Origin of the sequence: Solidesulfovibrio carbinolicus (genome assembly GCF_004135975.1) — a bacterium.
In the GTDB taxonomy this organism is placed as follows: domain Bacteria; phylum Desulfobacterota; class Desulfovibrionia; order Desulfovibrionales; family Desulfovibrionaceae; genus Solidesulfovibrio; species Solidesulfovibrio carbinolicus.
In genome coordinates this window covers 2,356,138-2,380,064 of the sequence record NZ_CP026538.1, presented here as the reverse complement: position 1 = coordinate 2,380,064, position 23,927 = coordinate 2,356,138, and the positions used below count along the sequence as shown (strand labels likewise).

Annotated in this window: 29 protein-coding genes; 17 read left to right on the top strand and 12 right to left on the bottom strand. The window is 65.8% G+C overall.

Going from position 1 to position 23,927, the window contains the following annotated elements; genetic code table 11:
• The 10 genes from trxA to C3Y92_RS10550 form a co-directional block, all read right to left on the bottom strand.
• Positions 1 to 321: a thioredoxin gene (gene trxA / locus C3Y92_RS10595; RefSeq protein WP_006918681.1), complete on the bottom strand. Its 321-nt coding sequence runs from the start codon at positions 319 to 321 to the stop codon at positions 1 to 3.
• 114 nt (positions 322 to 435) lie between these two features.
• Positions 436 to 1,551 carry a tRNA (adenosine(37)-N6)-threonylcarbamoyltransferase complex transferase subunit TsaD gene (gene tsaD, locus C3Y92_RS10590; protein ID WP_129352346.1) on the bottom strand — a complete coding sequence of 372 codons (1,116 nt, stop codon included), beginning with the start codon at positions 1,549 to 1,551 and terminating at the stop codon, positions 436 to 438.
• 5 nt (positions 1,552 to 1,556) lie between these two features.
• Complete coding sequence (fbp, locus tag C3Y92_RS10585) at positions 1,557 to 2,570, bottom strand: class 1 fructose-bisphosphatase (protein ID WP_129352344.1); 1,014 nt, start codon at positions 2,568 to 2,570, stop codon at positions 1,557 to 1,559.
• Between the two features lie 170 nt (positions 2,571 to 2,740).
• Positions 2,741 to 3,613: a PDC sensor domain-containing protein gene (locus tag C3Y92_RS10580; RefSeq protein WP_129352342.1), complete on the bottom strand. Its 873-nt coding sequence runs from the start codon at positions 3,611 to 3,613 to the stop codon at positions 2,741 to 2,743.
• A 57-nt stretch (positions 3,614 to 3,670) separates the two neighbouring features.
• Complete coding sequence (locus C3Y92_RS10575) at positions 3,671 to 4,822, bottom strand: tetratricopeptide repeat protein (RefSeq protein ID WP_129352340.1); 1,152 nt, start codon at positions 4,820 to 4,822, stop codon at positions 3,671 to 3,673.
• The gene (locus tag C3Y92_RS10570) at positions 4,812 to 5,150 is read right to left on the bottom strand and encodes an FtsB family cell division protein (RefSeq protein WP_015860836.1); all 339 of its coding nucleotides are present in this window, start codon (positions 5,148 to 5,150) and stop codon (positions 4,812 to 4,814) included. Before C3Y92_RS10570 ends, C3Y92_RS10575 begins: the two co-directional genes overlap by 11 nt.
• 1 nt (position 5,151) lies before the next feature.
• A complete protein-coding gene (locus tag C3Y92_RS10565; protein WP_006918687.1) occupies positions 5,152 to 5,508 on the bottom strand; it encodes a hypothetical protein in 357 nt (118 codons plus the stop codon).
• Positions 5,509 to 5,559: 51 nt separating this feature from the next.
• Positions 5,560 to 6,117: a CDP-diacylglycerol--glycerol-3-phosphate 3-phosphatidyltransferase gene (gene pgsA / locus C3Y92_RS10560; RefSeq protein ID WP_129352338.1), complete on the bottom strand. Its 558-nt coding sequence runs from the start codon at positions 6,115 to 6,117 to the stop codon at positions 5,560 to 5,562.
• Positions 6,118 to 6,296: 179 nt separating this feature from the next.
• Positions 6,297 to 7,190, bottom strand: a complete 894-nt coding sequence (locus tag C3Y92_RS10555) for an Mrp/NBP35 family ATP-binding protein (RefSeq protein WP_129352336.1) — start codon at positions 7,188 to 7,190, stop codon at positions 6,297 to 6,299.
• Between the two features lie 13 nt (positions 7,191 to 7,203).
• Positions 7,204 to 7,872, bottom strand: a complete 669-nt coding sequence (locus C3Y92_RS10550; protein ID WP_129352334.1) for a protein-L-isoaspartate(D-aspartate) O-methyltransferase — start codon at positions 7,870 to 7,872, stop codon at positions 7,204 to 7,206.
• 144 nt (positions 7,873 to 8,016) lie between these two features.
• On the opposite strand from C3Y92_RS10550, the gene C3Y92_RS10545 reads away from it, so the two are divergent.
• From C3Y92_RS10545 to C3Y92_RS10515, 7 genes are all read left to right on the top strand, one after another.
• Positions 8,017 to 8,475, top strand: a complete 459-nt coding sequence (locus tag C3Y92_RS10545) for a CBS domain-containing protein (RefSeq protein ID WP_015860831.1) — start codon at positions 8,017 to 8,019, stop codon at positions 8,473 to 8,475.
• Between the two features lie 211 nt (positions 8,476 to 8,686).
• Positions 8,687 to 9,154 (top strand): cytochrome c3 family protein, encoded by a 468-nt coding sequence (locus C3Y92_RS10540; protein ID WP_015860830.1) that lies wholly within the window; start codon positions 8,687 to 8,689, stop codon positions 9,152 to 9,154.
• Positions 9,155 to 9,376: 222 nt separating this feature from the next.
• Entirely contained in the window at positions 9,377 to 10,006 is a 630-nt protein-coding gene (locus tag C3Y92_RS10535; RefSeq protein WP_129352332.1) for a cyclase family protein, read from the top strand.
• 172 nt (positions 10,007 to 10,178) lie between these two features.
• A complete protein-coding gene (locus C3Y92_RS10530; RefSeq protein ID WP_207213992.1) occupies positions 10,179 to 11,273 on the top strand; it encodes a FecCD family ABC transporter permease in 1,095 nt (364 codons plus the stop codon).
• Entirely contained in the window at positions 11,270 to 12,040 is a 771-nt protein-coding gene (locus C3Y92_RS10525) for an ABC transporter ATP-binding protein (RefSeq protein WP_129352330.1), read from the top strand. The genes C3Y92_RS10530 and C3Y92_RS10525 overlap by 4 nt, the downstream gene beginning before the upstream one ends.
• A 27-nt stretch (positions 12,041 to 12,067) precedes the next feature.
• Entirely contained in the window at positions 12,068 to 13,174 is a 1,107-nt protein-coding gene (locus C3Y92_RS10520) for an iron ABC transporter substrate-binding protein (RefSeq protein ID WP_129352328.1), read from the top strand.
• A 100-nt stretch (positions 13,175 to 13,274) separates the two neighbouring features.
• Positions 13,275 to 13,883 carry an FmdE family protein gene (locus C3Y92_RS10515; protein ID WP_129352326.1) on the top strand — a complete coding sequence of 203 codons (609 nt, stop codon included), beginning with the start codon at positions 13,275 to 13,277 and terminating at the stop codon, positions 13,881 to 13,883.
• Positions 13,884 to 14,030: 147 nt separating this feature from the next.
• On the opposite strand, the gene C3Y92_RS10510 is transcribed toward C3Y92_RS10515, so the two are convergent.
• Positions 14,031 to 15,257, bottom strand: coding sequence for a M24 family metallopeptidase (locus tag C3Y92_RS10510; RefSeq protein ID WP_129352324.1), 1,227 nt, complete (start codon positions 15,255 to 15,257; stop codon positions 14,031 to 14,033).
• A 153-nt stretch (positions 15,258 to 15,410) separates the two neighbouring features.
• Between C3Y92_RS10510 and C3Y92_RS10505 the strand changes: the two genes are divergently transcribed.
• Positions 15,411 to 16,295, top strand: a complete 885-nt coding sequence (locus C3Y92_RS10505) for a DMT family transporter (protein WP_129355852.1) — start codon at positions 15,411 to 15,413, stop codon at positions 16,293 to 16,295.
• A 206-nt stretch (positions 16,296 to 16,501) separates the two neighbouring features.
• On the opposite strand, the gene mqnC is transcribed toward C3Y92_RS10505, so the two are convergent.
• The gene (mqnC, locus tag C3Y92_RS10500) at positions 16,502 to 17,545 is read right to left on the bottom strand and encodes a cyclic dehypoxanthinyl futalosine synthase (RefSeq protein ID WP_129352322.1); all 1,044 of its coding nucleotides are present in this window, start codon (positions 17,543 to 17,545) and stop codon (positions 16,502 to 16,504) included.
• 78 nt (positions 17,546 to 17,623) lie between these two features.
• Here mqnC and C3Y92_RS10495 point away from each other — a divergent pair, with 78 nt between their 5' ends.
• The 9 genes from C3Y92_RS10495 to C3Y92_RS10455 all read left to right on the top strand — a co-directional run bounded on the left by C3Y92_RS10495 (position 17,624) and on the right by C3Y92_RS10455 (position 23,850).
• Positions 17,624 to 18,037, top strand: coding sequence for a CoA-binding protein (locus C3Y92_RS10495; RefSeq protein ID WP_129352320.1), 414 nt, complete (start codon positions 17,624 to 17,626; stop codon positions 18,035 to 18,037).
• A 9-nt stretch (positions 18,038 to 18,046) separates the two neighbouring features.
• Positions 18,047 to 18,499 (top strand): YkgJ family cysteine cluster protein, encoded by a 453-nt coding sequence (locus C3Y92_RS10490; RefSeq protein WP_129352318.1) that lies wholly within the window; start codon positions 18,047 to 18,049, stop codon positions 18,497 to 18,499.
• A 12-nt stretch (positions 18,500 to 18,511) separates the two neighbouring features.
• Positions 18,512 to 19,384, top strand: a complete 873-nt coding sequence (locus C3Y92_RS10485) for a J domain-containing protein (protein WP_129352316.1) — start codon at positions 18,512 to 18,514, stop codon at positions 19,382 to 19,384.
• Between the two features lie 36 nt (positions 19,385 to 19,420).
• Complete coding sequence (locus C3Y92_RS10480) at positions 19,421 to 19,879, top strand: hypothetical protein (RefSeq protein ID WP_129352314.1); 459 nt, start codon at positions 19,421 to 19,423, stop codon at positions 19,877 to 19,879.
• A 15-nt stretch (positions 19,880 to 19,894) separates the two neighbouring features.
• On the top strand, positions 19,895 to 20,779 hold the full coding sequence (locus tag C3Y92_RS10475; protein WP_129352312.1) for a hypothetical protein: 885 nt from the start codon (positions 19,895 to 19,897) through the stop codon (positions 20,777 to 20,779).
• Positions 20,780 to 20,830: 51 nt separating this feature from the next.
• Entirely contained in the window at positions 20,831 to 22,276 is a 1,446-nt protein-coding gene (locus C3Y92_RS10470; protein ID WP_129352310.1) for a menaquinone biosynthesis decarboxylase, read from the top strand.
• 188 nt (positions 22,277 to 22,464) lie between these two features.
• Positions 22,465 to 23,061, top strand: a complete 597-nt coding sequence (locus tag C3Y92_RS10465; RefSeq protein WP_207213991.1) for a DNA-3-methyladenine glycosylase I — start codon at positions 22,465 to 22,467, stop codon at positions 23,059 to 23,061.
• Positions 23,062 to 23,064: 3 nt separating this feature from the next.
• Entirely contained in the window at positions 23,065 to 23,565 is a 501-nt protein-coding gene (locus C3Y92_RS10460) for a DUF488 domain-containing protein (protein ID WP_129352308.1), read from the top strand.
• 48 nt (positions 23,566 to 23,613) lie between these two features.
• Positions 23,614 to 23,850: a hypothetical protein gene (locus C3Y92_RS10455; RefSeq protein ID WP_129352306.1), complete on the top strand. Its 237-nt coding sequence runs from the start codon at positions 23,614 to 23,616 to the stop codon at positions 23,848 to 23,850.
• Positions 23,851 to 23,927 lie beyond the last annotated feature (77 nt).

Below are 23,927 nucleotides of genomic sequence, written 5' to 3'. Positions count from 1 at the left end.
TTAGAGCGCCTTCTGGGAGAGCATTTCCTTGATCGAGCTTTTGGACACGGCGCCGGTGATCTGCTCCACCACTTCGCCGCCCTTGAACAGGATCAGGGTGGGGATGGCGCGGATGCCGTACTTGCTCGGGGTGCTCGGGTTTTCATCGACGTTCATCTTGGCCACCTTGACCTGGCCGGTGTACTCGTTGGCCAGTTCGTCGATGACCGGACCCATGGCACGGCACGGCCCGCACCAGGGCGCCCAGAAGTCCACCAGAACGGGCAGGTCGCACTGCAGGGCTTCGGCTTCGAAGTTGGCGTCGCTCAGTTGGATGGCCATGGATGCTCTCCTTTCATGGTCTGGCCGACCGCCGGGGCGGTCGGGTTTCTGGCGTTATCGGGACGGCGGGTCGCGCCGTTTACCGTCATACTCAAGGGCCGTAATCGTGCGAACCTATTGCGCCGACGAGGCGCTGTCAACCGATGCCGCCTTGCCGGACGGCCCGCCGACATAGTCCCAGGGCACCTTTCGTCCCCGGGGGACGGCGGTCAGCGTCAGGTCGTGGGCATAGCCAGCCTCGGCCAGCCGGCTGCCTGCCGCCGCGACCATGACGGCGTTGTCGGCGCAAAGGGCCGGCTCGGGCAAATAGAGCGGCAAGCCGCGTCGGGCGGCCAGATCGGCCAGCATGGCCCGGATGGGGCCGTTGGCGGCCACGCCGCCGGCGGCGATGAGACTGGCCGGCGGCCCGGGCGGCCGATCCAAGGCCCGCTCGAACTTGATGCGCAAGGTGTCGGCAATGGCGAAATTGAGCGAAGAACAGGCCCGCCGCAAGGCCATGGGCCAGGCCTCGGGGTCGATGGCCCCGCCCGCCTCGGCCAGGCTGCCGGCACGCAGTTCGGGATGGGCGGCGGCATAGGACGCCACAGCGGTCTTAAGGCCGCTGAAGCTGAAGTCCAGATGGTCGTTGTCCAAAAACGGACGCGGAAAAAGCGTCTTGTCCGGTGCGATCCCCCGGCCCAGCACGTCGATGTAGACGCCGCCGGGGTACGGCAGATTGAACGACTTGGCGGCCTTGTCAAAGGCCTCGCCGGCGGCGTCGTCCAGGGTGCGGCCGAGCACCTCCAAGGACAGGGCCGAGTCCAGGCGCACAATCTGGGTGTGGCCGCCCGACACCAGAAGCCCCAGGGCCGGAAAAGGCACCTCCCGGCCGATGGTCGCGGCCAGGAGATGGGCGTGGAGATGGTCCACGCCAATAAGCGGCTTGCCCGTGGCCAAGCTCAGCCCCTTGGCCGCGGCCAGCCCCACCAGCAGGCTGCCGAGCAGGCCTGGTCCCCGGGCCACGGCAATGACGTCAACGTCGGCAAGGCTTCGTCCTGATTCCGCAAAAAGGGCCAGCAACAGCGGCCCCAGGCGGCGCAAATGCTCCCGCGAGGCCAGCTCGGGCACAACGCCCCCGAAGACGGCATGGAGATCAGCCTGGGAGGCGAGTTTTTCCAGAACGGGACGGCCGTTCTCGAAAAGGGCCACGGCCGTCTCGTCGCAGGACGTCTCAATGCCAAGACAAAGCATGTTGCTTAAGCTTTCCTGGCCCGGCCGTAAATTTCCATAACCTTGGCCACGTCGTTTTTGCTGCCGATAAAAAGCGGCACCCGTTGATGCAGCTCCTCGGGCTCGATGGACAGGATGTCGCGCTCGCCGTCGGTGGCCGCGCCGCCGGCCTGTTCGATGACAAAGGCCAGGGGATTGGCCTCGCACAACAGGCGCAGCTTGCCCTTGGGCTTTTTGGGGTCGCGCGTGTCGGCGGGATACAGGAAAATGCCGCCGTAGAGGAGATTGCGGTGGAAGTCGGCCACCAGCGACCCGATGTAGCGGCCGCCGTAGGGCTGGCCGCGCGGGTTGTCCGTGCCCTTGAAGGCGCTGACGATCTCGCGGGTGGGCTCGTCCCAGTAGGACCAGTAGGCCTCGTTGACGGAATAGACCTTGCCGGTCTCCGGAGTGCGGATATCGGGGTGGGACAGCAGGAACTCGCCCACGCTGGGGTCCAGGGTGAAGCCGTGGACACCCCGGCCGGTGGTGTACACGAGCATGGTGGAGGTGCCGTAGAGGAAGTAGCCGGCGGCCACCTGCTTGGCGCCCTGCATGAGCAGATCGCACAGCTTGTCGCCGGAGCACCCCTCGGCCACGCGGTAGATGGAAAAGATGGTGCCGACGTTGACGTTGGCGTCGATGTTGGAGGAGCCGTCCAAGGGATCGAAGATGAGGAAATAATCGCCCTTGGGGAACTGGTCGGGAATGCGCACGAGGTCGGCGTTTTCCTCGGAGGCGATGGCGCACAGCACCCCGGCCCGCTCCATCCGGTGGATCAACACCTTGTTGGCGTATTCGTCGAGCTTTTGGACCTGTTCGCCCTGGACGTTGACCTCGCCGGTGAAGCCCAGCACATCAACAAGGCCGGCCTTGCTGACTTCCCGGGAGATAATCTTGGCGGCCAGGATCAGATCGTTAAGCAGCCGGGTGAAGCGGCCCGAGGCCATGGGGGATTCTTTTTGGTGCAACAGCAGGTGTTCGGTGACGGTGATCTGCGGCATGGCTGTTCTCCTCAAGCCTGGGCGGCAAAGGCCCCGGCGCGGCTCGCGGGTTTTGCGGCCTCGCCCCAACCTACCCCCAGACCGAAATACCCACAAGATTTTCCAGGGTTGGGAAGAAAAAAAAGCCGGCGGCCTCGACCGCCGGCCAAAGATGCATCGAGAAGGCCTCTCTAGGGAGCGGTCAGATCCGCAGGCTGCGGCAACGGCTCGGTGGAAGGCAGCGCCTTGTCAGGTGCGGGCGCGGGCGCGGCTTCCTTCTTGGGTTCCGGCTTGGCGGCGCGCACTTCCCGGGCGTCGGTGAGATAAACCAGTTCCAACTGGCCGAGGTAGCGGGCCTGCCAGACGTATTCGCCGCCGCCGGAGCGGATGTCGCCCTGCACCTCGCCCTTGAGTATGTCGTTCCATTTGAGGGCGGCCAGGGACTCGCCCTGCCCTGCTCCGCCGGCCCAGAGCAGGCCTTCGGTGGACACCACCACCAGCGCATTGGGGTCGGGCGAAAAGCGCACGAGGTTCCGCGGGTCGAAATTGACCACGACCAGACCGGCCCATTCGTTTTCCTTGAAAAACGGCATGGCGATCATGACCACCGTGCCCATCTCGTCGGACACCACGCGCGCGCCCATCTTGCGGACCTTGTAGCGGTCGGCCATGTCGAGCAAGGAGGCGTAATCAAGGGGACGCATGGGCGTCGAAGGCACCTGACCGACGGTGGCTCCCGAAGCATCGACCACGGCGATGCCGGAGAGCCAGGCATTGGCGGACAGCAGCTGCTGGGCCCATTCGGGGTCCGGAGCCGAGTCCTGGCTGCCCAGGGTGCGCAGCATGGCCAGCAGCCGCTCGTCCACGGGCATCATGAGAGCGGCCAGGCGTTGCAGGCCCTTGTCGGAGATGCCCTGGTCGCTGAAGTCGATGGAGGGATCGGTGTTGATGTATTCCCGGTACAGCTTGCGGGTTTCGCGCCACTGGGTTTTCATGGTGCCGCAGCCGGCAAGGGTGCAAAGACAGACAATGGCGGCAATGGCCGCGAGAACGGTGCGTTTCAAAGCCGTATCCTCGTGCGGTTGGCGTATGCGGTGGAGGCGGTTGGCCGAAGGCGGCGGTTACGATCCGGCCCGGGTTTCCAGGCGGTTGGCCAGGGCTTCGAGAAAATCAGCCAGCCGGTTGGCCGATTTGGGGCCATCGGCGGCGGGCGTTTGCGCTGGGTCCTGCGAGGCGGGCCGCCCCGTTGCGCCCAGGGCGTCCATGAGGGCGCGCAACTCATCGCGTTCGACATCGGTTGCGGCAGCGGCCAGAAGTTCCTGATAAATGGCACGCGCGCCGGCCAGATCGCCCTGCTCGGCCAGGACGGCGGCCATGGTCCGGGTGCGCACGCCCTGTTCCTTGCCTTTGGCGGGCTTGGACCGGGGACGGGGTTCAACGGTTTCCGGAGCGTCCAGCAGGCCGGCCAGGGCCATGACCTCGCGGGCGCCTCGCAACTCCGGGCCGGCGGTTTCGGCAGGCCCGGCGGCGACAAGCGGGGGAACACTCACCGCGTGCGGTGCGGGTTCCTCGGCCTCGAACAGGGCGGCAGCCTGGGCAACCGGGCTGGATGGGACGTTTGCCGGTTCACGAACCGGCCTGGTTTCCCCAGTCGGCTCAAGCAAGGCCGATTCCGACGCCCCTGGCCTATCGCCCAGGGCGGGGGCCACGACATCTTGAGACACGGCGGCGATGTCCGAGGCAATGCTCGCCGACGGCGCGGCAGCGGCTTCTTCTTCCCCGCCGTCCGGCCCGGACTGCTCCGATCCGCCGGACGGCTCGGCGGCTCCCGGTCCGGCCGAGCCTTCGGACGGCTCAAGGGAGCCGGCGGCCTGACTCAGGCTTTTGAGCCCCCGCTCCATGACCTCGGCCCAGGTGAGGGTCTGGTTCTGGAAATAGTGGGCCAAAAAGAGCATGGCCAGGGAGGGGTCCTTGGCCCGGGCGGCGGCGGTCTTGGACCACAGGAGCCAGACCGAGGGATAGCGCGCCAACAGCGCGCCGACATCGGCAAAGACCTGGTCGGCCTGCTCTTCCTTGCCCTGGCGGGTGAGGAGTTCGATGAGCAGGAACTTGGCTTCGAGGTGGTCGGGGTGGAAACCGATGCCGCGCGACAGCACGGCGGCGGCCTCGTCGTGGCGGCCTTCCTCGGCCAGGCTGCGGGCCAGGGGGAAGAAGACCTTGGAGTTGGGCTCAATTTCCAGGACTTCCCGGTAGATTTCGATCTTACTGAGCATCGGCCCGCTTTCCTTCCTTGTCCCGTTCCGGCTCCTTGGCGGCGGGCGGGTCCTTGGGAAACTGGTAAAGGATCTCGTTATCCTTGAGGTAGTTCATCTGGGACCGGGCCATTTTCTCGGTAAAGGCCTGATCGGTCTTGAGCCAGCGGATTTCCTGGCTGAGGTCCAGGGACTTGTCGTTGACGGCTTCCAGGCGTTGCTTGAGCTGCTCATGCCGGGATTTGAGTTCGAGGTAGGCAAAAATGCCGTTGTCGCTCCAGATCAGGTTATAGAGCAGGAACACATTGAAAAAGATCAGCGCCGTCAGCAGGAACCTTCGCCAGATCATGTCATTGCACGACGTATTTCTTCGGACGTTTGGTATCGGACTGGGCCAGGGGCTCCTTCAGTTCGCGAAGGAAATTCTCCGTGGCCGCCTCAATGCGCAGCACGTCCTGTTCCTCCACTTCGATGTCTTCGACCTGGGAGAGAAACATCTTGAGCACCTTGAAGTCGCGCAGCAGATAGTGCCCGAACTGGAGGCGCTCCAGGTCGGGTTCGAGCTCCAGGATGGTGTGCAGGCAGTTTTCGATACGGGCGGCGAGATTGTCGTCCAGGTGCGCCCCGGACCAGGCGCCCTTGCCGAGGCCGGCCCGGGCGGGACGGACCCGGCGGCGGGCCAGCTTGGAAATGTTTTTGGCTTTCATAGCGCCTTGTCGCAAAAGGTGTTGGTCAGCGGGCGAGGCATGTCCGTGTCGCTACCGGGCGGCCTTGTCCGACCACTTCGCCTGCTTGCTGAATCCATAAAAGTAATTGATGCCGGAAACAAGGGTCAAAACCAGGGCCAAGTACAAAAGCGTCTGCCCCAGCGGTGCGGGATCGAAGCCCCAAAAGGGATAATGCAGCAGCAGTGGGCAAAGGGCCACCATCTGCAACACGGTCTTGAGCTTTCCGTAGCGGTCGGCGGCAATGACCACGCCGTGGTCCACGGCCATGGCCCGAAGCCCGGTGACGGCGATTTCCCGGCCGACGATGACCACGGCCACCCAGGCCTCGACCCAGCCGAGTTGGACGAGCATGATGAGTGCGGCGCTTATCAACAACTTGTCGGCCAGCGGATCAAGGAATTTGCCGAAATTGGTGACCAGATTGCACCGCCTGGCCACCACGCCGTCCATGATGTCGGTGACGGCGGCGGCGATAAACACCATCATGGCGGCAAAACAGGCTCCCCGGCTCGGAAAATAGAGCAGGAGCACCAGGATCGGCACAGCCCCGACGCGGGCCAAGGTGAGGTTGTTGGCAAGATTAAACATAGCGTGGTTAGTCCCTGGTGGTTTCGTGGCGCAGGCAGGCAATTAAAGCAATACCGGGCCGGCGTCAAAGCCTTCCGCCCCGCGCGCCGCAGCCATCGGCCCCGCAACGCGCCGCCACGGGCGTATTTTCGGCCTGGGGCGATTTCCGCATTGCCGCGGGCCGCTCGACGATCCGTGGGCTAGGGCCTCGGGTAGGCGGCGGCTTCGAGGCTGCCCCGGCAGGCCGCGGCCACATGGTCGGCCAGGGCGGCAAAGGCGGCCTTGGCCGGATGGTCCCCGGGCAAAAGCGCCACCGGCCGGCCCAGGTCGCCGGCCGCCACCGTGGCCGGATCAAGGGGCACCGCGCCGAGAAACTCCAGACCGAAATCCCGGGCCAGGGCCTCGCCGCCGCCCTTCTTGAAAAGTTCGATTTCCCGGCCGCAGTGCGGACAGGCCAGGCCGCTCATGTTTTCCACCACGCCGAGGATGTTGGCGTTGGTGTACTGGAGAAAATTGATGCTCTTGCGCACGTCGGCCAGGGAAATCTCCTGGGGCGTGGTCACCAGCAGGCACAAGGCGTCGGGCACGGTCTTGAGCACGGTCAGGTGCTCGTCGCCGGCCCCTGGCGGCGAGTCGATGACCAGATAGTCGAGGTCGCCCCAGTCCACGTCGGCGATGAACTGGCGTATGGCGGTGGTTTTCATGGGACCGCGCCACAGCACGGCGGCGTCGGGGTCGGCCAAAAGCGACTGCATGGAAACCACGGAGAGATTGTCGCCGAAGCGTTTGGGGGCGATGGCCGCTTCGCCGGCGGCGGTCATGGCTCCGGTCAGGCCGAGCATGCCCGGCACGCTCGGGCCGTGGAGATCCACGTCCAAAAGCCCCACCCGGGCGCCGCCAGCAGCCAAGGAGCAGGCTACGTTGACGGCCACGGTGCTTTTGCCCACCCCGCCCTTGCCGCTCATGACCACGAGCTTGTAGCGGATGCGCTCCAGGGTCTGGCCGATGCGGGCCTGGCGGTCGTCGCTGCCGGCCGCCGCCCCAAGAGGCTTGCCCGGTCCGGAGCAGCCGCGACAGGAATCGGATTGCGTCATGGAGCCAACTCCTTCACGAAGCCTGCCAGCCGTGGGTTCCGACGAGGTCCACGAACATAACCCCGCCGAGATCGCGCACGATGACCCGGCCGTTTTCCCGGCGCACCAGGCACAGGGTCTGATTTCGCCGCGAGGTTCCGACCGGTATGACCATACGCCCGGCCGGGCCGAGCTGGGCCACCAGGGGGGCCGGAATCTTGGGGCCTCCGGCGGCCACCAAAATACGATCAAAGGGGGCCTTCTCAGGCCAGCCCAGGGTGCCGTCGTCGAGTTTAAGCCGCACCCGGTCGTAGCACAAGGCGTCGAGCCTGGCCCGGGCCTGTTCATAGAGGGGCTGTATCCGCTCCACCGTATAGACCTCGGCTCCGAGTTCGGCCAGCACGGCGGCCTGGTAGCCCGAGCCCGTGCCGATCTCCAGGACCTTGTGGCCCGGGGCGACCTCGAGCAGTTCCGTCATCCAGGCCACGACATAGGGCTGGGAAATGGTCTGGCCGTGGCCGATGGGCAGCGGGTGGTCCTCGTAGGCCTGGGGAATGAGCGCCTCTTCGACGAAAAGGTGGCGCGGCGTCTTGCGCATGGCCCGCAACACCTCGGGCCGGGTCACGCCCCGAGCCTCGATCTGCTCCCGCACCATGCGTTCCCGGCTGCGCCGCAAATCGGTCTTGACCCCAGTGGCGTTCATCGGTTTCCTTTCGCCGGGCAGCATCCTTCCCCGCGCCATTCCAATCCTCTTCGGAAAACAGAATTTCCGCCTCAAGTCAACGCCTTGCGCCTTGACACGGCCGGTGGTCGATGCCAACTCACGCAGATCACCAAGGAGGTGTCCATGCTGACTACCCGCGACCTCATGACCGAAGATCTTATCGCGCTGCGCCACGACGACAGCCTGCTGTCCGCCAAGCGGACCATGGAAGAGGCGCGCATCCGTCATCTGCCCATCATCGACGGTTCCGGGGCCTTTGTGGGGCTTGTCACCCACCGCGACCTGCTGGCCGCCTCGGTGTCCAGGCTGGCCGAGATCGACGCCCAGACCCAGGAAGACATCTACGCCGGCATCCCGCTGGGCGAAGTCATGCGTGCCGACGTGGCCATGGTCACCCCGGACCTGCCCCTGCGCCAGGCTGCAGAAGTGTTGCTGACCCAGAAATACGGCTGCCTGCCCGTGGTCGAGGGAGGCAAGCTCGTCGGCATCCTGACCGCTTCGGACTTCATTCGCCTGAGCCTGGAACTCATGGACGCCCTGGAGGCATCGGAAAAGCTCGAGTGTTTGACCGAAAACGATTAACCCCGTGAATCCTTTGAAAAGCATTGTGCGTGCGTCGACTTTCACCCTGGCGTACAGCGTTTTTTGCCAAAAGAGTATTGACTTCCGGCTTGTGAAATTTTACGCTTTTCCACTGAATTACGGCGGCGGAGCAGTTGCCTGACGCCCCGCCTGCGTAGTCGCAGCGGCAAGGTCACTTTCACCGTTTCTTGGAGCTTAAGGAGGGAGTTGGATGCGTTCCAAGGTCATGCTTTCCGGGTTGATCGTCATGGTGTGCAGCCTGGCCCTGGCCACGGCGGCCTATTGCGAGGGCGGCAAGTTCAGCGACATCGTGGATGCCAAATCCACCCTGTGCTACCCCCTTGAACTGACCTTCAAACGGCCGTCCGGGGTCCTCAAGACCAGCTTTGCCCCGGTCAAATTTTCCCACGGCCAACACGCTTCCGTAGCCTGCGTCACCTGCCACCACATGTGGGACGGCAAGGGCGAAATCCAGGGCTGCGCCGAAGCCGGCTGCCACGACAACCTGAAGGACCGCCAGGAAGCCACGTCCTACTTCCGCGCCTTCCACGACAAGAATGCCGACAACAGCTGCCTGGGCTGCCACATGAAGCTCAACGTGGAGCGCAAGGCCAAGGGCCAGAAGCCCCTGTCCGTGGCTCCCTGCTCCAACAACGGCTGCCACGTGGCCGCGAAGTAGCTTTTTCAGGCAACTATCGCCGCCAAGTAAAACGCCCCCGCCTCGCGGGGGCGTTTTTTTTATGGAATTTCTCGCCGATCGCATTGACGCACCCGACCTTGCCCCCGATCCATGCGCCGGGTACGCTCAAGATGTCTTCTTCGCTTGTGAAATGAAGAACAATTGCGTCGTTTCCACCCAACCGCAAACGTGCCGCCGCCTCGCCATCGGCCAAGGAGCGCCATGCCAAGCCGCGTCATCGACATCTCGCTACCCCTGACCACGACGCCCCCCGTGCCCGGCGATCCGCCTTTTGCCCGCCGCCTGTTTCTCGACCAGGCCGCCCACGGCTGCGAAGCCGCCGCCTGGTCGATGAGCGCCCACGCCGCCGCCCATATCGACTTCCCAGCCCATTTCCTCCCTGGCGGCAAGCGGGCCGGCGACTATCCGGCCGAGGCCTTCGTCCTGCCGGCCGTGGTGGTGGCCTGCGGTCAGGCCCTGCGCCTTGGCCCCGAACTCCTGGCCGCAGCCGATCCCCGGCCCGGCGAGGCCGTGCTTTTCGCCACCCGCAATTCCCGGGAACGCCGTTTCGCCGGCCCGGATTTTCCGGCCGACTTCGCCGCCGTATCGCCGGCCCTGGCCCGGGAACTCACGGCCCGGCGCGTCGCCCTGGCCGGCCTCGACGCCATGAGCATCGAACCACTCAATGATCCCGCCTATCCCGTCCATAATATCTTGCTCTCGGCCGGCGTTCTCATCTTGGAAGGTCTTGATTTATCTCAGGCCCCGATCGGCCGCTGCCGCCTCGTCTGCCTGCCCCTGGCCGTACCCGAAGCCGAAGCCTCGCCAACACGGGCCGTGCTTCTTGTTTGACCGGCCACAGAAAGACCAAACAAGGGGTGTTGCCGCACCCCAATGAGCTGTGCGTGCCCCTCCACCCCACGCCGCAGACATCACCAGTCTTTTTATCGAATAAAAACGTATGAATTAGCACAAGCGGCGCTTGATATTGCACGAACTGCAAAGACGTGCTACCCGTGTCTTGATGTCCACCTCCCCTGCCGCTGCAATGTCGCTGGTCGCCAACCAACTGGCCCTTTCGCGGGCCAAGTCGCTCCTAGCTCTGGGGCTGGGCGTCCTCCTGGCCCTTTTGGCCGGCTACGCCCTGACGGCCGGCCGCTACGACCTTTCGCTGTCCCAGGTCGCCGGCCACCTCTTCGGCCAAAGCGCAGCCGGGCCGGCCGGGGTGGTGGTCCTGGGCATCCGCCTGCCGCGTATCCTGGCCGCCGTCAGCGGCGGTTTTGCCCTGGCCGTGTCCGGGGCGCTTACCCAAAGCCTGCTCGGCAATCCGCTGGCCTCGCCCTTTACCCTGGGCATCAGCCATGCGGCCGCTTTTGGCGCGGCCTGCGGCATCGTGCTGTTCGGAGCCGGAGGATTTACCGCCAACGCCGTGGCCGGCTCGGCCGCCGAAATCGTGCGCATCGGCGCGGCGGCCACGGTTTCCGCTTGCGCCTTTGCCGGGGCGCTGGGGGCAACGGCGCTTATTGCCGCACTGGCCACGCTTCGGCGGCTTTCGCCCCAGGCCATGATCCTGTGCGGCGTGGCCCTGTCCTCGCTTTTCACCGCCGGCACCATCCTCATCCAGTTTTTCGCCGACGACCTGCAGCTTGCCGCCATCGTCTTTTGGACTTTCGGCGACGTGTCCCGGGCCGGCTGGGAGCAGATCGCGGCCATGGCCGGGGCCGGCGTCGCGGCCGGCGGTTTCGGCCTGATGGCCCGCCACGACCTCAACGCCCTGCTGGCCGGCGAGGACGTGGCCCGAAGCGTGGGCGTGCGCGCCCTGTCCTTGCGTCTGGCCGGACTGGGACTGGCCGCCCTGGCCACCGGCGTGGTGGTGGCGGCCTGCGGCGTCATCGCGTTTCTGGGACTTCTCGCCCCCCACATCGCCCGACGTCTGGTCGGTGCCGACCATGGCCCCCTGGTGCTCCATAGCGGCTTGTGGGGCGCGCTGTTGTTGCTGGGGGCCGACACGGCCGGCCGGCAGCTGGCCGGCACGGGCGCGCTGCCGGTGGGGGTGCTCACCTCGTTTCTCGGCGCGCCGCTGTTTTTATTGCTGCTGCTGCGAGGAGGTCGGACATGACGCTTTGCGCCCACGACGTCGCCTGTGGCCATGGCCGCCGGGAAGTGCTGCGAAACGTCGATTTGCCCCTGCCAAAGGGGCTGGTGACCGCCGTGCTCGGGGTCAACGGAGCGGGCAAGTCCACCTTGCTGCGCTGCCTGGGCGGCCTGGCTCGTCCCTTGCGTGGCCGGGTCACCCTGGACGGTCGGGACATGGCTGCTTTAAGCCGCCGGCAGATCGCCCGGCGCGTGGCCTACGTGCCCCAATCCCAGCGGCCGGACAGCCTCACCGTGTTCGAGGCCGTGCTGCTGGGCCGTCGGCCCCATATGGGCTTTGGCCCGTCGCGGCGCGACCTGGCCGCCGTGGAAAACGGCCTGGTCACCCTTGGCTTGGAGCCGCTCGCCTTCAAACGCCTGGAGGATCTCTCCGGCGGGGAACTCCAAAAAACGTCCCTTGCCCGGGCCATGGTCCAGGAGCCGGACGTGCTGCTCCTCGACGAGCCGACCGCCAGCCTGGACCTGAAAAACGCCGAGGACGTCCGGGCCATCGTGCGCCGGGCCGCTGCCGCGAAAGGCCTGACCGCCGTGGTCGTGCTCCACGACCTGTCCCAGGCCCTGCGCTTTGCCGACGTTTTCGTGTTGCTGCGTCATGGCCGGGTCCATGCCGTGCTGGACCGCTCGGGTCTTGGTCCTGAAGTGGTGCGCGAAGTCTACGGCGTGGACGTGGCCTTTGGCGAAGTGGGCGGCCATCCCGTGGTCATGCCCCTTGGCGTGGCCGACGCCGCCTGATGCAACCCCCTCAGCCAAGGAGCCGTCATGCCTCGCCCGCTATTCGCCCTGGCCTGTTTGCTGGCCCTGCTCGCTACCGCCCTCCCGGCCTTGGCCGGCGAAACCCGCACGGTCACCGACGCCGCCGGCCGCTCGGTCACGGTCCCGGCCGCGCCAAAGCGCCTCGTCTGCCTGGGGCCAGGCTGCCTGCGCCTTATCGCCTACCTTCAGGCCACCGACCGCGTGGTCGGCATAGAGCGTTTCGAGACCGCCCGCCGCACGGGCCGTCCCTACAACCTGGCCCACCCCGAGCTTTTAGCCCTGCCGGTCATCGGCCCGGGCGGCCCGCAAAGCATCGACAAGGAACCCGACCTGGAAGCGCTCCTGGCCGTGGCCCCGGAGGTCATCTTCGCCTCGGCCATGGAACCCGGCACGGCCCAGCGACTTTCGGACAAGCTCGGCATCCCGGTGGTAGTCGTCAGCTACGGCGCGTTCGGGCGCTACGATCCCAAGGTGTTCGACACCCTGACCATGATGGGGACGATTCTTGGCCGTGAGGCCCGGGCCAAGGAAGTGGCCGAATTCATGCAATCCGCCGAGGCCGACGTGCGCGCCCGGGCGGCCAAGGGGCTGGCCACGCCGGGCTACGTCCGGCCGAGCGTCTATGTCGGCGGCACGGGCATGCGCGGTTCCCATGGCCTGACCAGCACCGACAATCCTTATCCGCCGCTGGACTGGCTCGGGGCGGACAACGTCGCCGCCAAACTGGTCAAGGACGGACACGGCTTTCTCGACAAGGAGCAACTGCTCTCGCTTCGTCCCGAGATCCTGTTTCTCGACGCCTCGGGCCTGTACGCCATGGCCGACGAACTGTCGGGCCAGCCCGACTTCGCTCAAAGCCTGCCGGCCGTGGCCGCTGGCCGAGTCTACGTACTTTATCCTTTCACGAGCTATCTGACCAACCTCGAGACCATCGTGGCCGACGCCTACGCCGCCGGCAAGATCCTCTATCCCGAGGTCTTCGCCGACATTGATCCGGCCGCCAAGGCCGACGCCATCTACGCCTTCATGGTCGGCCGCCCGGTCTACGCCGACATGGCCAAGGATTTCGGCCCCCTGGGCCGGACGTTTCCGATCACGGGCAACACGCCGTAATCTCCTCCCTCCTTAACCCATATAGGGGGTCCGGGGGCCTGAGGCCCCCGGCCGCCGGAGGCATCTTCATCTTCTATATCAACATATTAGGAGATCTCCCATGCAAGATTTCACCGATATACCAACATTGACCGCCCGGGCGGTGGATTACCATGGCCACATGTGCCCAGGGCTGGCCATCGGCATCCAGGCCGCGCGCCTGGGCCAGGCCGTGTGCGGCCGGGACGGCGACGAGGACATCGTGGCCGTGGTCGAAACCGACATGTGCGCCGTGGACGCCATCCAAGCCCTGCTCGGCTGCACCTTCGGCAAAGGCAACCTCGTCCACCGCGACTACGGCAAGACGGCCTTCACCTTCCATCGCCGCTCCGACGGGGCCGGAGTGCGCCTGCTCCTGCGCCCGGACGCCCTGGCCGCCGTTGATCCCGAATTCGCCGCCGTGCGCCAAGCCGCAAACGCCGGCGACGCGGCCGCCCGGGAACAACTGCCCGCCCTGTCCCGGCAATGCGCCGCGCGCATCCTGGCCGGCGACCCCGAAAGCCTTTTCGTCCGAAGCGAGCCCCAAACGCCCCCGCCGCGCCGGGCGGCCATCCTCTCCAGCCTCGTCTGCCAGGCCTGCGGCGAATCCGTCATGGAATCGCGCACCCGCCGCTTCGCCGGCCAGACGCTGTGCATCCCGTGCTTTGGGAAGGTGGAGCAAAAGATATGAGAGGGGGAGATGCTCCGGCGGCTGGGGGCCGACCGCCCCCCCGGCCCCCCAAATGGTAAAGGGGGGAGGGAGTGCTGGGGTGGGCGGGAGCGGTGTGTTTTGCTCGCCGTGGGCGGGAACAGCGCCGGCCCACGACGAGCGAGTGGATTAGTCGATGCAGAGAATGTCGTAGCGCTTGCCGGTGAGGCATCGGCCGCCCTGCTCCGTCACCTCGAAAGTGTTCTCCACGCCGACCATGCCCAGGTCCGGGATGCCGAACTTGGGTTCCAGGGCCAGGGTCATGCCGGCCCGAAGCGGTTGATCGAAACCCTTGGCCAACACCGGCCAGCCGTCGATGGTCAGCCCGATGCCGTGCCCCAGAAACCGCACCTGATTATCGCCAAGGCCCATGAAGCCTTCCGACAATCCGGCCTTGTCGGCCATCTCCAGGGACAAGGCGTAAAGCTCCGACGGGATCGCCCCGGGCACGAGACGCTCGGCCACGGCCTGCTGCACGGCCACGCACAGGTCATGCCCGCGCCGGGCCAGGTCCGGGATGGCCGACGCCTTGCCGGCAAAATAGATCTGCGTCTTGTCCGTGCTGTAGCCTTCCAGGGAAAAGCCGTTGTCGATGGTCAGCACCTGCCCCTTTTTCCAGACCGTGCCGGCGTAGCCGAAAAAGGGCAGGGCCGGATGCGCCCCACGAAGCCCCACCGGCCCGTTGAAGACGCTGGGGTAGTTGGCCGAGTCCCCCACCGCGATGTGCCCCAGGAAGATTTCCTCGCCGTAGCTGCCCATGCGCAACTGGCCCTGATGGCCCAGCTCGTAAAAAACGTCGAAACACGCGCCGGTGATCTCGCGCTCGGTCATGCCGGGTTTGATGCGCCCGGGCAGGCGCGCGTACAGCCCCTCGTTGTGGCGCGCTCCGCACAGGCGCATCTTGGCCAGTTCCCATTCCGACTTGTAGGCCTGGGCCATGGCCAGGGCGGCGTCGCCAGAAACGAACGAGGTGCCAGGTAGGCGCGCGGTCAGGAGATTGGCCAGATTCCAGGGCAGTCCGGCCTGCTCGGCGGCGCAGACAGCGGAAAGCGGACTGCCGGCCTGTTCGCACAGGGGGGCGATGTCGCCAAAGGAGCGAAAGTTCACGATGGCGGCCAGCGGCGACTCCAGCTCGGCCCGCTGCCGGCCCTTGCGGCAAAGCAGCACGGGCGCGCCCTCAAGCGGCAGCCAGAGCAAGCCGTTGGCCCAAGAACCGGTGAGATAATAGATGGCCAGGCGTGAAAAAACGAGCAACCCGCCGGCTTGGGGGGCGGTTTCGGCCAGAAGTTGGCGGACAGCCGCCTGGCGGGTGAGCATTTCCGATTCGGGCAGGCGTTCCAGCGCTTCAAACGTCATGTGATACCACTCCGTTGGGGTTGCAATATTCGGCCGCGCCGGGCATAGCCTCCGTCCGGGCGCGTCCCGGATGCCTTACCAAAACGCATCCGGCGCGATTTCGCCGGGCTCAGGCCGCAAGGAAGGCCCATCGTGTCGCAGACAAACCGCGAAATGTCCTGGGCGGCCTTTTTCGCCCTGGTCGGCGCCTCTATTTTGTGGGGCAGCTCCTTTATCGCCATGAAGATCGCCATGCGGGAATTTTCGCCACTGCTGGCGGTCTTTTGCCGCATGGCCGTGGCCTCGGCCGTGTTCGCGCTCATATGGCGGCGCATGGGCGGCTTCGCCGCCGGCCGGGCGGATTGGAAGGGCATCGTCTTCATGGCCTTTTGCGAGCCGTGCCTCTATTTCATCTTCGAGTCCCAGGCCCTGACCATGACCCAGGCTTCCCAGGCCGGCATGATCACCGCCATGTTGCCGGTGATGACGGCCGTGGCCGCCTCTTTCGTTCTTAAAGAAAAAATTGAAGTCCGGGCCATGACCGGGCTTTGCCTGGCCGTGGCCGGGGTGGCCGTCATGAGTCTGGCCGGCGAGGCCGGACCGCAGGCCCCGCGTCCCATCCTCGGCAATTTCCTGGAATTTTTGGCCATGTGCTGTGCCGTGGGCTACATCATCACCTGCAAGAAACTGGCGGCGCGCCACAAGCCGCTCTATCTCACGGCGGCCCAGAGTTTTGTCGGCATGGCCTTTTTTTCGCCGGCCCTGGTGTTCGCGCCCATGCCGACCAAGCTGACCTTTGGGCCGGTGGCGGCCGTTTTTTTCCTGGGACTGGCCGTCACCTTCGTGGCCTACGGCCTGTACAACTACGGCGTGTGCAACGCCCCGGCGGCCAAGGCGGCGGCATTCATCAACCTCATCCCCGTCATCACCTGCCTGCTCTCCTGGCTCATTTTGGATGAGACCTTAAACGCCGGCCAACTCCTCGGCGGCGCGACCGTGCTCGGCGGCGTGGGCTTAAGCGCCCGTCCGGCGCGGAAGGGAAGGAAGACGCACGGGTAGCAGTAGTAGGTAGGGGAAAAGCCTCCGGCGGCCAAAGGGCTGCCGCCCTTTGGAATCCCGTTTGCGTTTAACTATTTCAAACGCCGACAACAACGCCAAGTTGCGCCAACTCCCCTTTAACCTTTGTCTTTATGCGGGGGGTCTGGGGGCCTCAGGCCCCCGGCCGCCGGAGGCATTCTTCGCCTCTCTCCCCCTCCCCTATACCCTCACCCTTCGCGGCGCGAGTAATCCATGTTGCGGCGCACGGGCTCGAAGCCGGCCTTGACCACCAGCCGGCGCAGTTCTTCTTCTTCCATGCGGAAGTGGACGCCGGCGGCGGCCACCACGTTTTCCTCGATCATGGTGGAACCGAAATCGTTGGCTCCGAAATAGAGCGCGGTCTGGCCGATCATGGGACCTTGGGTCACCCAGGAGGCCTGGATGTTGGGCACGTTGTCCAGGAACAGCCGCGACAGGGCCAGCGTTCGCAGGTATTCCCAGGACGAGGTTTCCGGCACGTCTAACGCCGTGTTGCCGGGCTGGAAGGACCAGGGGATGAAGGCCGTGAAGCCGCCAGTCCTGTCTTGCAGATCGCGGATGCGCAGCAGGTGTTCCAGCCGGTGTTCGATGGTCTCGCCAAGGCCGATGACCATGGTGGCGGTGGAGCGAAGGCCTTGCTTGTGGGCTTCGGCCATGACGCCGATCCAGGCGTCGGCCGGGCATTTTTTGGGCGAAACGTGGCTGCGGACGGGATCGGAGAGGATTTCCGCCCCGCCGCCAGGCAGGGAAGCCAGTCCCGCGGCCTTGAGTTCGGCCAGGACCTCGGCTATGGACAGCCCTTCCATTTCGGCCAGGAAAACAATTTCCGGCGGCGAGAAGCCGTGCACGGCCACGCTGGGGAACTGGCGGCGCAACGCGGACAGCATGTCGGTGTAAAAGCCCAGCCGCAGTTCGGGATGCATCCCGCCCTGAAGCAGGATCTGCCAGCCGCCGAGCTCCACGGTCTCGGCCACCTTGGCGGCCAGTTCCTCGGGCGAAAGCACGTAGCCTCCCGGCTGCCCCGGGGCCTTGAAAAAGGCGCAGAACCGGCAGCCGCAGGCGCAAATATTGGTATAATTGATGTTGCGGTCCACGATGTAGGTGACCACCGGCTCGGGATGCAGGGCGAGTCGGGCGGCGTGGGCCAATTTGCCCAGGGAAAAGACGTCCTCGTTTTCCCAAAGGGCGCGGGCCTGGTCCAAGCTTAAGCGGGCTATGGCGCGATCCGGCATGGTGCGGTTGACCTCCAGGCAGTGATGCCGCCAAGCCGATACACGTTTTTGCCGCAAACGAAAACACCCGGAGACCTGATGCTCTACGCCGATTCGACGCTCAAGGAAATGCTTGCCCCGGGCAAGACCATCGCGCTCATTGGGGCCAAGGACCGTCCCGGTACGGACGTGGACATGGTCGGACGTTTCCTTTTAACCGCCGGCTTCCGGGTCATTCCGGTGCATCCGGCCCGGGCCGAGGTCTGGGGCATCCCGGCCCGCAAGACCCTGGCCTTGATCGACGAACCCATCGATTTAGTGAACCTTTTCCGCGCCCCGATGGCCTGCCCCGGCCATGCCGCCGAGGTGTTGGCCTTGGCGCACAGGCCGGCCGGTTTCTGGATGCAGACGGGTATCGCCAGCCCCGAGGCCCGGGCCATGCTCGCGCCGACGGGCGTCGTTGTCGTGGAAGATCGTTGCACCATGGTTGAATACCGCCGCCTTTGGGGATAGGAAGTGGAAATGCCGACCGTCACCGCCTTTGTCTGTCAACGTTGCGGCCACTGCTGTCAGGGCGTGGGCGGCATCGTCATGTCCGCCGCCGACATCGAGCGGCTGGCCGGCCACGTAAAGCTTGACCGCGAGACGTTTCTTTCGCGCTATGCCGAGTTCGTCGGCGGCCGGCAACGGCTGATCACCGGCGACGACAACTATTGCATTTTTTATGCAGATGGTTGCTCGGTGCATCCGGCCCGTCCCGACGTATGCCGGGCTTGGCCGTACTTTCGCGGCAACATCATCGACGCCGACAGCCACGCCATGGCCGCCGAGGACTGCCCGGGCATCAACATGCAGGCCCCCCACGCCGAATTCGCCAGGCAAGGCCGCGACTATCTGACCAGCCGGGGACTTTGCCGGCCCCGGGGCGCCGACGTGCCCGAGGCCCTGGTCGAGACCTGTCCGGACAACCCTTAAGGCGGCGCGGCCATGGGCGGACAGGATTCCATGCGCCTGGATCAGGCGCGCGCCCTGCTTGGGGTTTCCGCCCGCGACGACATCGAGGCCGTCAAATCGGCCTATCGCAAGCTTGCCTTCAAGCTTCACCCGGACCTGCATCCCGACGATCCGGCGGCCAAGCGCAAGTTCCAACGCTTAAACGAAGCCTACCTGCTCCTGCGCCACTATCTGGCCGACCGCGACGACACGGCCGGCTACAGGCCGCCGGGGGAGGACAAAACCGCCGGTCCCAAGGCTTCGCCGGGTCCGGGCGCGGATGCGAGGACTTCCCGCCCGGGCAGCCCGCCGCCGCCTCCCCCACCGCCTCCTGGAGCCGAGGCCGGGGCGCGCCAGCAGCAGCGCAAAGCCAAGCAGGCCTACACCAAGGCCTCCAAGGACAACGACGACGCCGGGTTCTATTTCCGCCGCGAGGAAGTGCTTCAGGACCTGCTCAAGGACCCCTTTGCCCGGCAGGTCTTCGAGGACATCTACCGGCAAGTGAAAAGCGGCCCCCAGCGCACCGCCAGAAAGGTGGCGGCCAAGGGCGCTCGGGAAATGTCGTTCAGCTGGGGCGACAAGGCTGTATCCTTTGACATGTCCAAGGGCTTTTTGGAAAATCTCAAGGGATACTTTAAAAAACAGCTTGACGACGAACAGACCGTGCATCTGCCAAGCGCCAGTCTGCTCCCCGGAACCCGCATACGAGTCGGCATCCGACATGGCCTGGGCAATACCAAGCCGACCATGGTGGAAGTCACCCTGCCGCCGGATTTCGTGGTGGGCCGGCCCATCCGCCTCAAGGGCATGGGCCGGCGCATCGGCCCCATGCGCGGCGATCTGTACCTGCGTCTGTTGGCCAAATAACGCCCATCGTCCATCAGCCTCCAAAGGAGGTTTGCCATGCTCCGTTCCTGCCTGTTGCTGTTGTCCGCCGTCCTTGCCGCCTTTGCCTGTCTGCCTGCCCTGGCCCAGGCCGCCGGCCCCGAACGCGTGGGCGGCCCCTGCCGCTATGAGAGCTACCCTGGCACGGCCACGTTCGTGGACGTCAAGGCCTGGCAGCCGGATTCTCCCACGGCCGGCGTGCCCACGCCCTACCCGCCCCTGGCCATGACCTTCCAGTTCGTGCCTAACCAGCCCATCACGGACGAGCCGCTCTACAAGCAAGACGTCGTCCATACCTTCACGCTCATCAACTCCATGCCGCCCGGACCGCGTTTCGCCGCCAAGTACGGCATCAAGGCCGGGGCGGTCATGCCTTGCGAACTACGCGTCATCCGTGAAGGAACCTGTACGCCGACGGTGTTCGAATTCCCGGGCATAGACCGGGCCGATTACTTCGAACTGACCGGCAAGCCCTGAAACGAAGGACATGCCATGCGCGTCTCAGGGGGCTCTACCGGCGGCACGCCGTCCGGCGGCGACGGTCGGGACCGCTCCGATCCCCAGGCTTTCAAGCGCGGCCGGAAGGTTGGCCAGACCGTACGCGGCCGGCTCCTCGCGCCCGGTCCCCAGGGCCTTTTCTGGGTGAATCTGGCCGGCCACAAGCTGCTGGCCGCCCTGGACCACGAACCAAGCCTGGGGCGGGAACTCGTTTTCCGCATCGAACGCCTGGAGCCGGAACTGCTCCTGCGCGACATCACCCCGCCGCCCTCGGCCGTGGACGATCCGGCCCTGCTCCTGGCCGCCCTGGCCGATGCACGCTCGCGTTTCGAAGCCGTGCTCCATCGCGGGCCGCCGCTTTTCGCCGAGACAGGCGCGGCGGGTCCAAACGCGCCCCTGGCCCCGCTGGCCGCCCGTAAACGCCTTTTCGATTGGCTTGCGTCCACCCCAGAAGCGGCCGGCCTTTACGGTCGCCTGCGGGAACTGCTGCGCCTGGCCCGGGCCTTCCTGCCGGTTCAGGCCGGGCGGCCGGTCTACCTGCCTTGGGCCTTTCCCGGTCTGGACGCCAGCGAAGGCCTGGTCACGCGGTCCGGCCGCACATTTACCTTGCGGCTCTTTGGCCGGCTGGCCGAGGCCGGCCGGGTCTCCGGGATCTTTTCCCTGTCCATGAACCGAGCCAGTTACCGGCTGTCCCTGGAGCGTCCCGAGGCCGGAGAAGGGCTTGTCGCCGCCCTGACTTCCGTGCGCCTGGGCCATCGCGAACTCGCGCCAGTCTGCGTGCATCTCGGGCCGCTTGCCCCGGCCGAGTCCGGCGGACTTTTTGCGCCGCTTATCGCCGGCGCGGCCCGGCCCTTTACGGGGCTGCGGCTTCGCGTATAAAAGCCCTTACCGGCGGTCACGCCGGATCGACCACACCCGGAGCGTTCACGCATGGCGTACAAGGATTTGCAGGAATTTTTGCGGCTTTTGGACAAAAAGGGCGAACTGAGGCGCATTGCTGCGCCCCTGGACCCATATCTGGAAATCGCCGAGGTCACCGACCGGGTGTCCAAGGCAGTGGGGCCGGCGCTATATTTCGAAAATCCCAAGGGTTCGCGCTTCCCGGTGGTGACCAACGCCTTCGGGTCCTTCCCGCGCATGAACCTGGCCCTGGAGTCCGAGGATCTCGACGCCCTGGGCCGGCGCATCGACGACGTGCTGGAGATGGAAAAGCCCGAAGGGCTTATCGACAAGCTCAAAATGTTGCCCAAGCTCGCCAAGATGGCCGGCATCTTCCCCAAGACCGTTGCCAGCGCCCCCTGCCAGGACGTGGTCCTGACCGGCGACGCCGTGGACCTGTCCATCCTGCCGGTGCTCACCACCTGGCCCGGCGACGCCGGCCCGTTCATCACCTTCCCGGTGGTCATCACCAAGGACCCCGAGACTGGCAAACGCAACGTCGGCATGTACCGGATGCAGGTCTTCGACAAGACCACCACCGGGATGCACTGGCACCGCCACAAGGGCTGCGCCGCCCACTACCGGCTGGCCGAAAAGCGCGGGGAGCGCCTGGAAGTGGCCGTGGCCATCGGCCCGGACCCGGCCTGCACCTATGCCGCCACCGCGCCGCTGCCCGACGACATCGACGAATTTCTCTTCGCCGGCTTCCTGCGCCAAAAGGCCGTGGAGCTCGTGCAATGCAAGACCGTGGACTTGCAGGTTCCGGCCAACAGCCAGTTCGTGCTGGAAGGCTACGTCGAACCCGGCGAGCGCCGCCGCGAAGGCCCGTTTGGCGACCACACCGGCTACTACTCCCTGGCCGACGACTATCCGGTCTTCCACGTAACGGCCATCACCCACCGCGAGGACGCCGTTTATCCGGCCACCCTGGTCGGCCAGCCGCCCATGGAAGACACCTACATGGGCAAGGCCACCGAGCGCCTGTTCTTGCCGCTGATCAAAAAGCAGCTGCCCGAAATCGTCGATCTGAGCCTGCCGGTCGAAGGCGTGTTCCACAACTTCTGCTTCGTCTCCATCGACAAGCGCTACCCCGGCCAGACCCGCAAGATCATGTACGCCATCTGGGGCCTGGGCCAGATGATGTTCACCAAGTTCATCGTGGTGGTGGACGCCGAGGTCAACGTGCAAAACACGGCCGAAGTCTGGTGGCGCGTGGGCAACAACGTCGATCCGCGGCGCGACGTGGTCATCGTGGACGGCCCGCTCGACGCCCTGGACCACAGCGCGCCCATGGCCTGCTTCGGCGGCAAGATGGGCATCGACGCCACGAAAAAAGGCCCCGAGGAAGGTCATACCCGGGGCTGGCCCGACGCCCTGGTCATGGACCCGGCCACCAAGGCCCGCATCGACGCAGTCTGGGGCGAATTGGGGTTGTAGACGAGGAAAGTGCCTCCGGCGGCCAGGAGAGGCTCTGCCTCTCCTGGACCTCTCCGCTGGGGGCCTGAGGCCCCCCTGACCCCCCAAATGGTTTTCGGGGAGGGTTATGTCAGTGGGTTGCCAGTAAATCATGGGCGCTTGCAGGGCTTAAGCGTTTTCGCTTTTCGCCCTGTTCCCGACAGAGGACAATGAGGATGCATGTGGACGTTGCCGACAAGCCTCGGTGTCCCTGGTGCGGGGAGTTGCCGCTGTACGTGCGCTACCATGACGAGGAATGGGGCGCGCCGCTCCATGACGACCGGGCGCTGTTCGAACTGCTCATCCTCGAAGGGGCCCAGGCCGGCCTGTCGTGGCTCACGGTGCTCAAGCGCCGGGAAGGCTACCGCGCGGCCTACCAAGGGTTTGATCCGGTCCGCATCGCCGCCTATGGCCCGGCCGATCAGGCTCGGCTCCTGGCCGATGCCGGCATCATCCGCAACAAGGCCAAGGTGGCGGCGTCCGTGAAAAACGCCCAGGCTCTCCTGGCCGTACAGGAGGCCTTCGGCTCGTTTGACGCCTACCTCTGGCGTTTTGTGGACGGCAAACCGGTCATCGGCGGCTGGGACGACATCAAACAGGTTCCGGCCGTCACGCCATTGGCCGAAACCATCAGCCGCGATCTCAAAAAGCGTGGTTTTGGCTTTGTCGGCCCCACCATCGTCTACGCCTTTTTGCAGGCCGCCGGACTGGTCAACGACCATCTGCGCGGCTGCTTCCGTTTCCGGGAGCTGACCGGGGAGGTCTAAGGGATGGCCGCCAAGCCGCTGGCCCGCCCGCCCATCCATACCATTGGGCATGGCGGCCTGGAGCGGGTCGTGTTTTTAAGCCTGCTGGCCCGTCAGGGCGTCAACATGGTCATTGATGTGCGCACCGCTCCGACCTCGCGTTACATGCCGCAGTTTTCCAAGGAGCTCTTGGAGCCGTCCCTTGGCCTCTGGGGCGTGTCCTACGTCTATATGGGCCGGGAACTCGGCGGCCGGCCGAGCGGCACGCCCATCGAGGCGGCGGTGTCCTTTGTGCGCGGCATCGAGCGGATCATGCAATACTGGCGGCAGGCCTGGCGCTTGACCCTGCTGTGCGCCGAGGAAGACCCCAGGCGCTGTTGCCGGGCCGGTCGCATCGCTCCGGAACTTCTCGCCCGGGGCGCGCGCGTGGTCCACATCCGGGGCGACGGCCGCCTGGAACCGCATACGCCGGCCTGGAACGATTTTGCCCTGGCCTGTCCCCTGCACGACAGGGATTGCCAATAATCATCATGGCCAGCCCCTGACGCCGGCCAAAGCGCAAGGAGAAACAACGTGTCGCAGGAGTGGGTGACAGTATCGAGTTTCGCGGCCCCACCTCGGCCCGAGGCAGGCTTTGACGCCATTGTGGCGGCCGACGTGGCCCGTTGGCGTGAAGAAGCCCAAAGCGCCGGCCTGGATCCCAAGGCCCATGTGCGCCTGTCGCGCCAGAACGGCGAGGTGGCGGTGGAAATCAGCCCCGAACTCGACGCCGCCTTTACTCCGGTCCAGACCTTGTGGCGGGCGGAGTAGGCCGGCCAATCAGCCGGTCAGTCAAGCGGACGAGGCCCCAGGCCGACAGGCGACGCCCGCCCTGCCCCGGCGGCCGC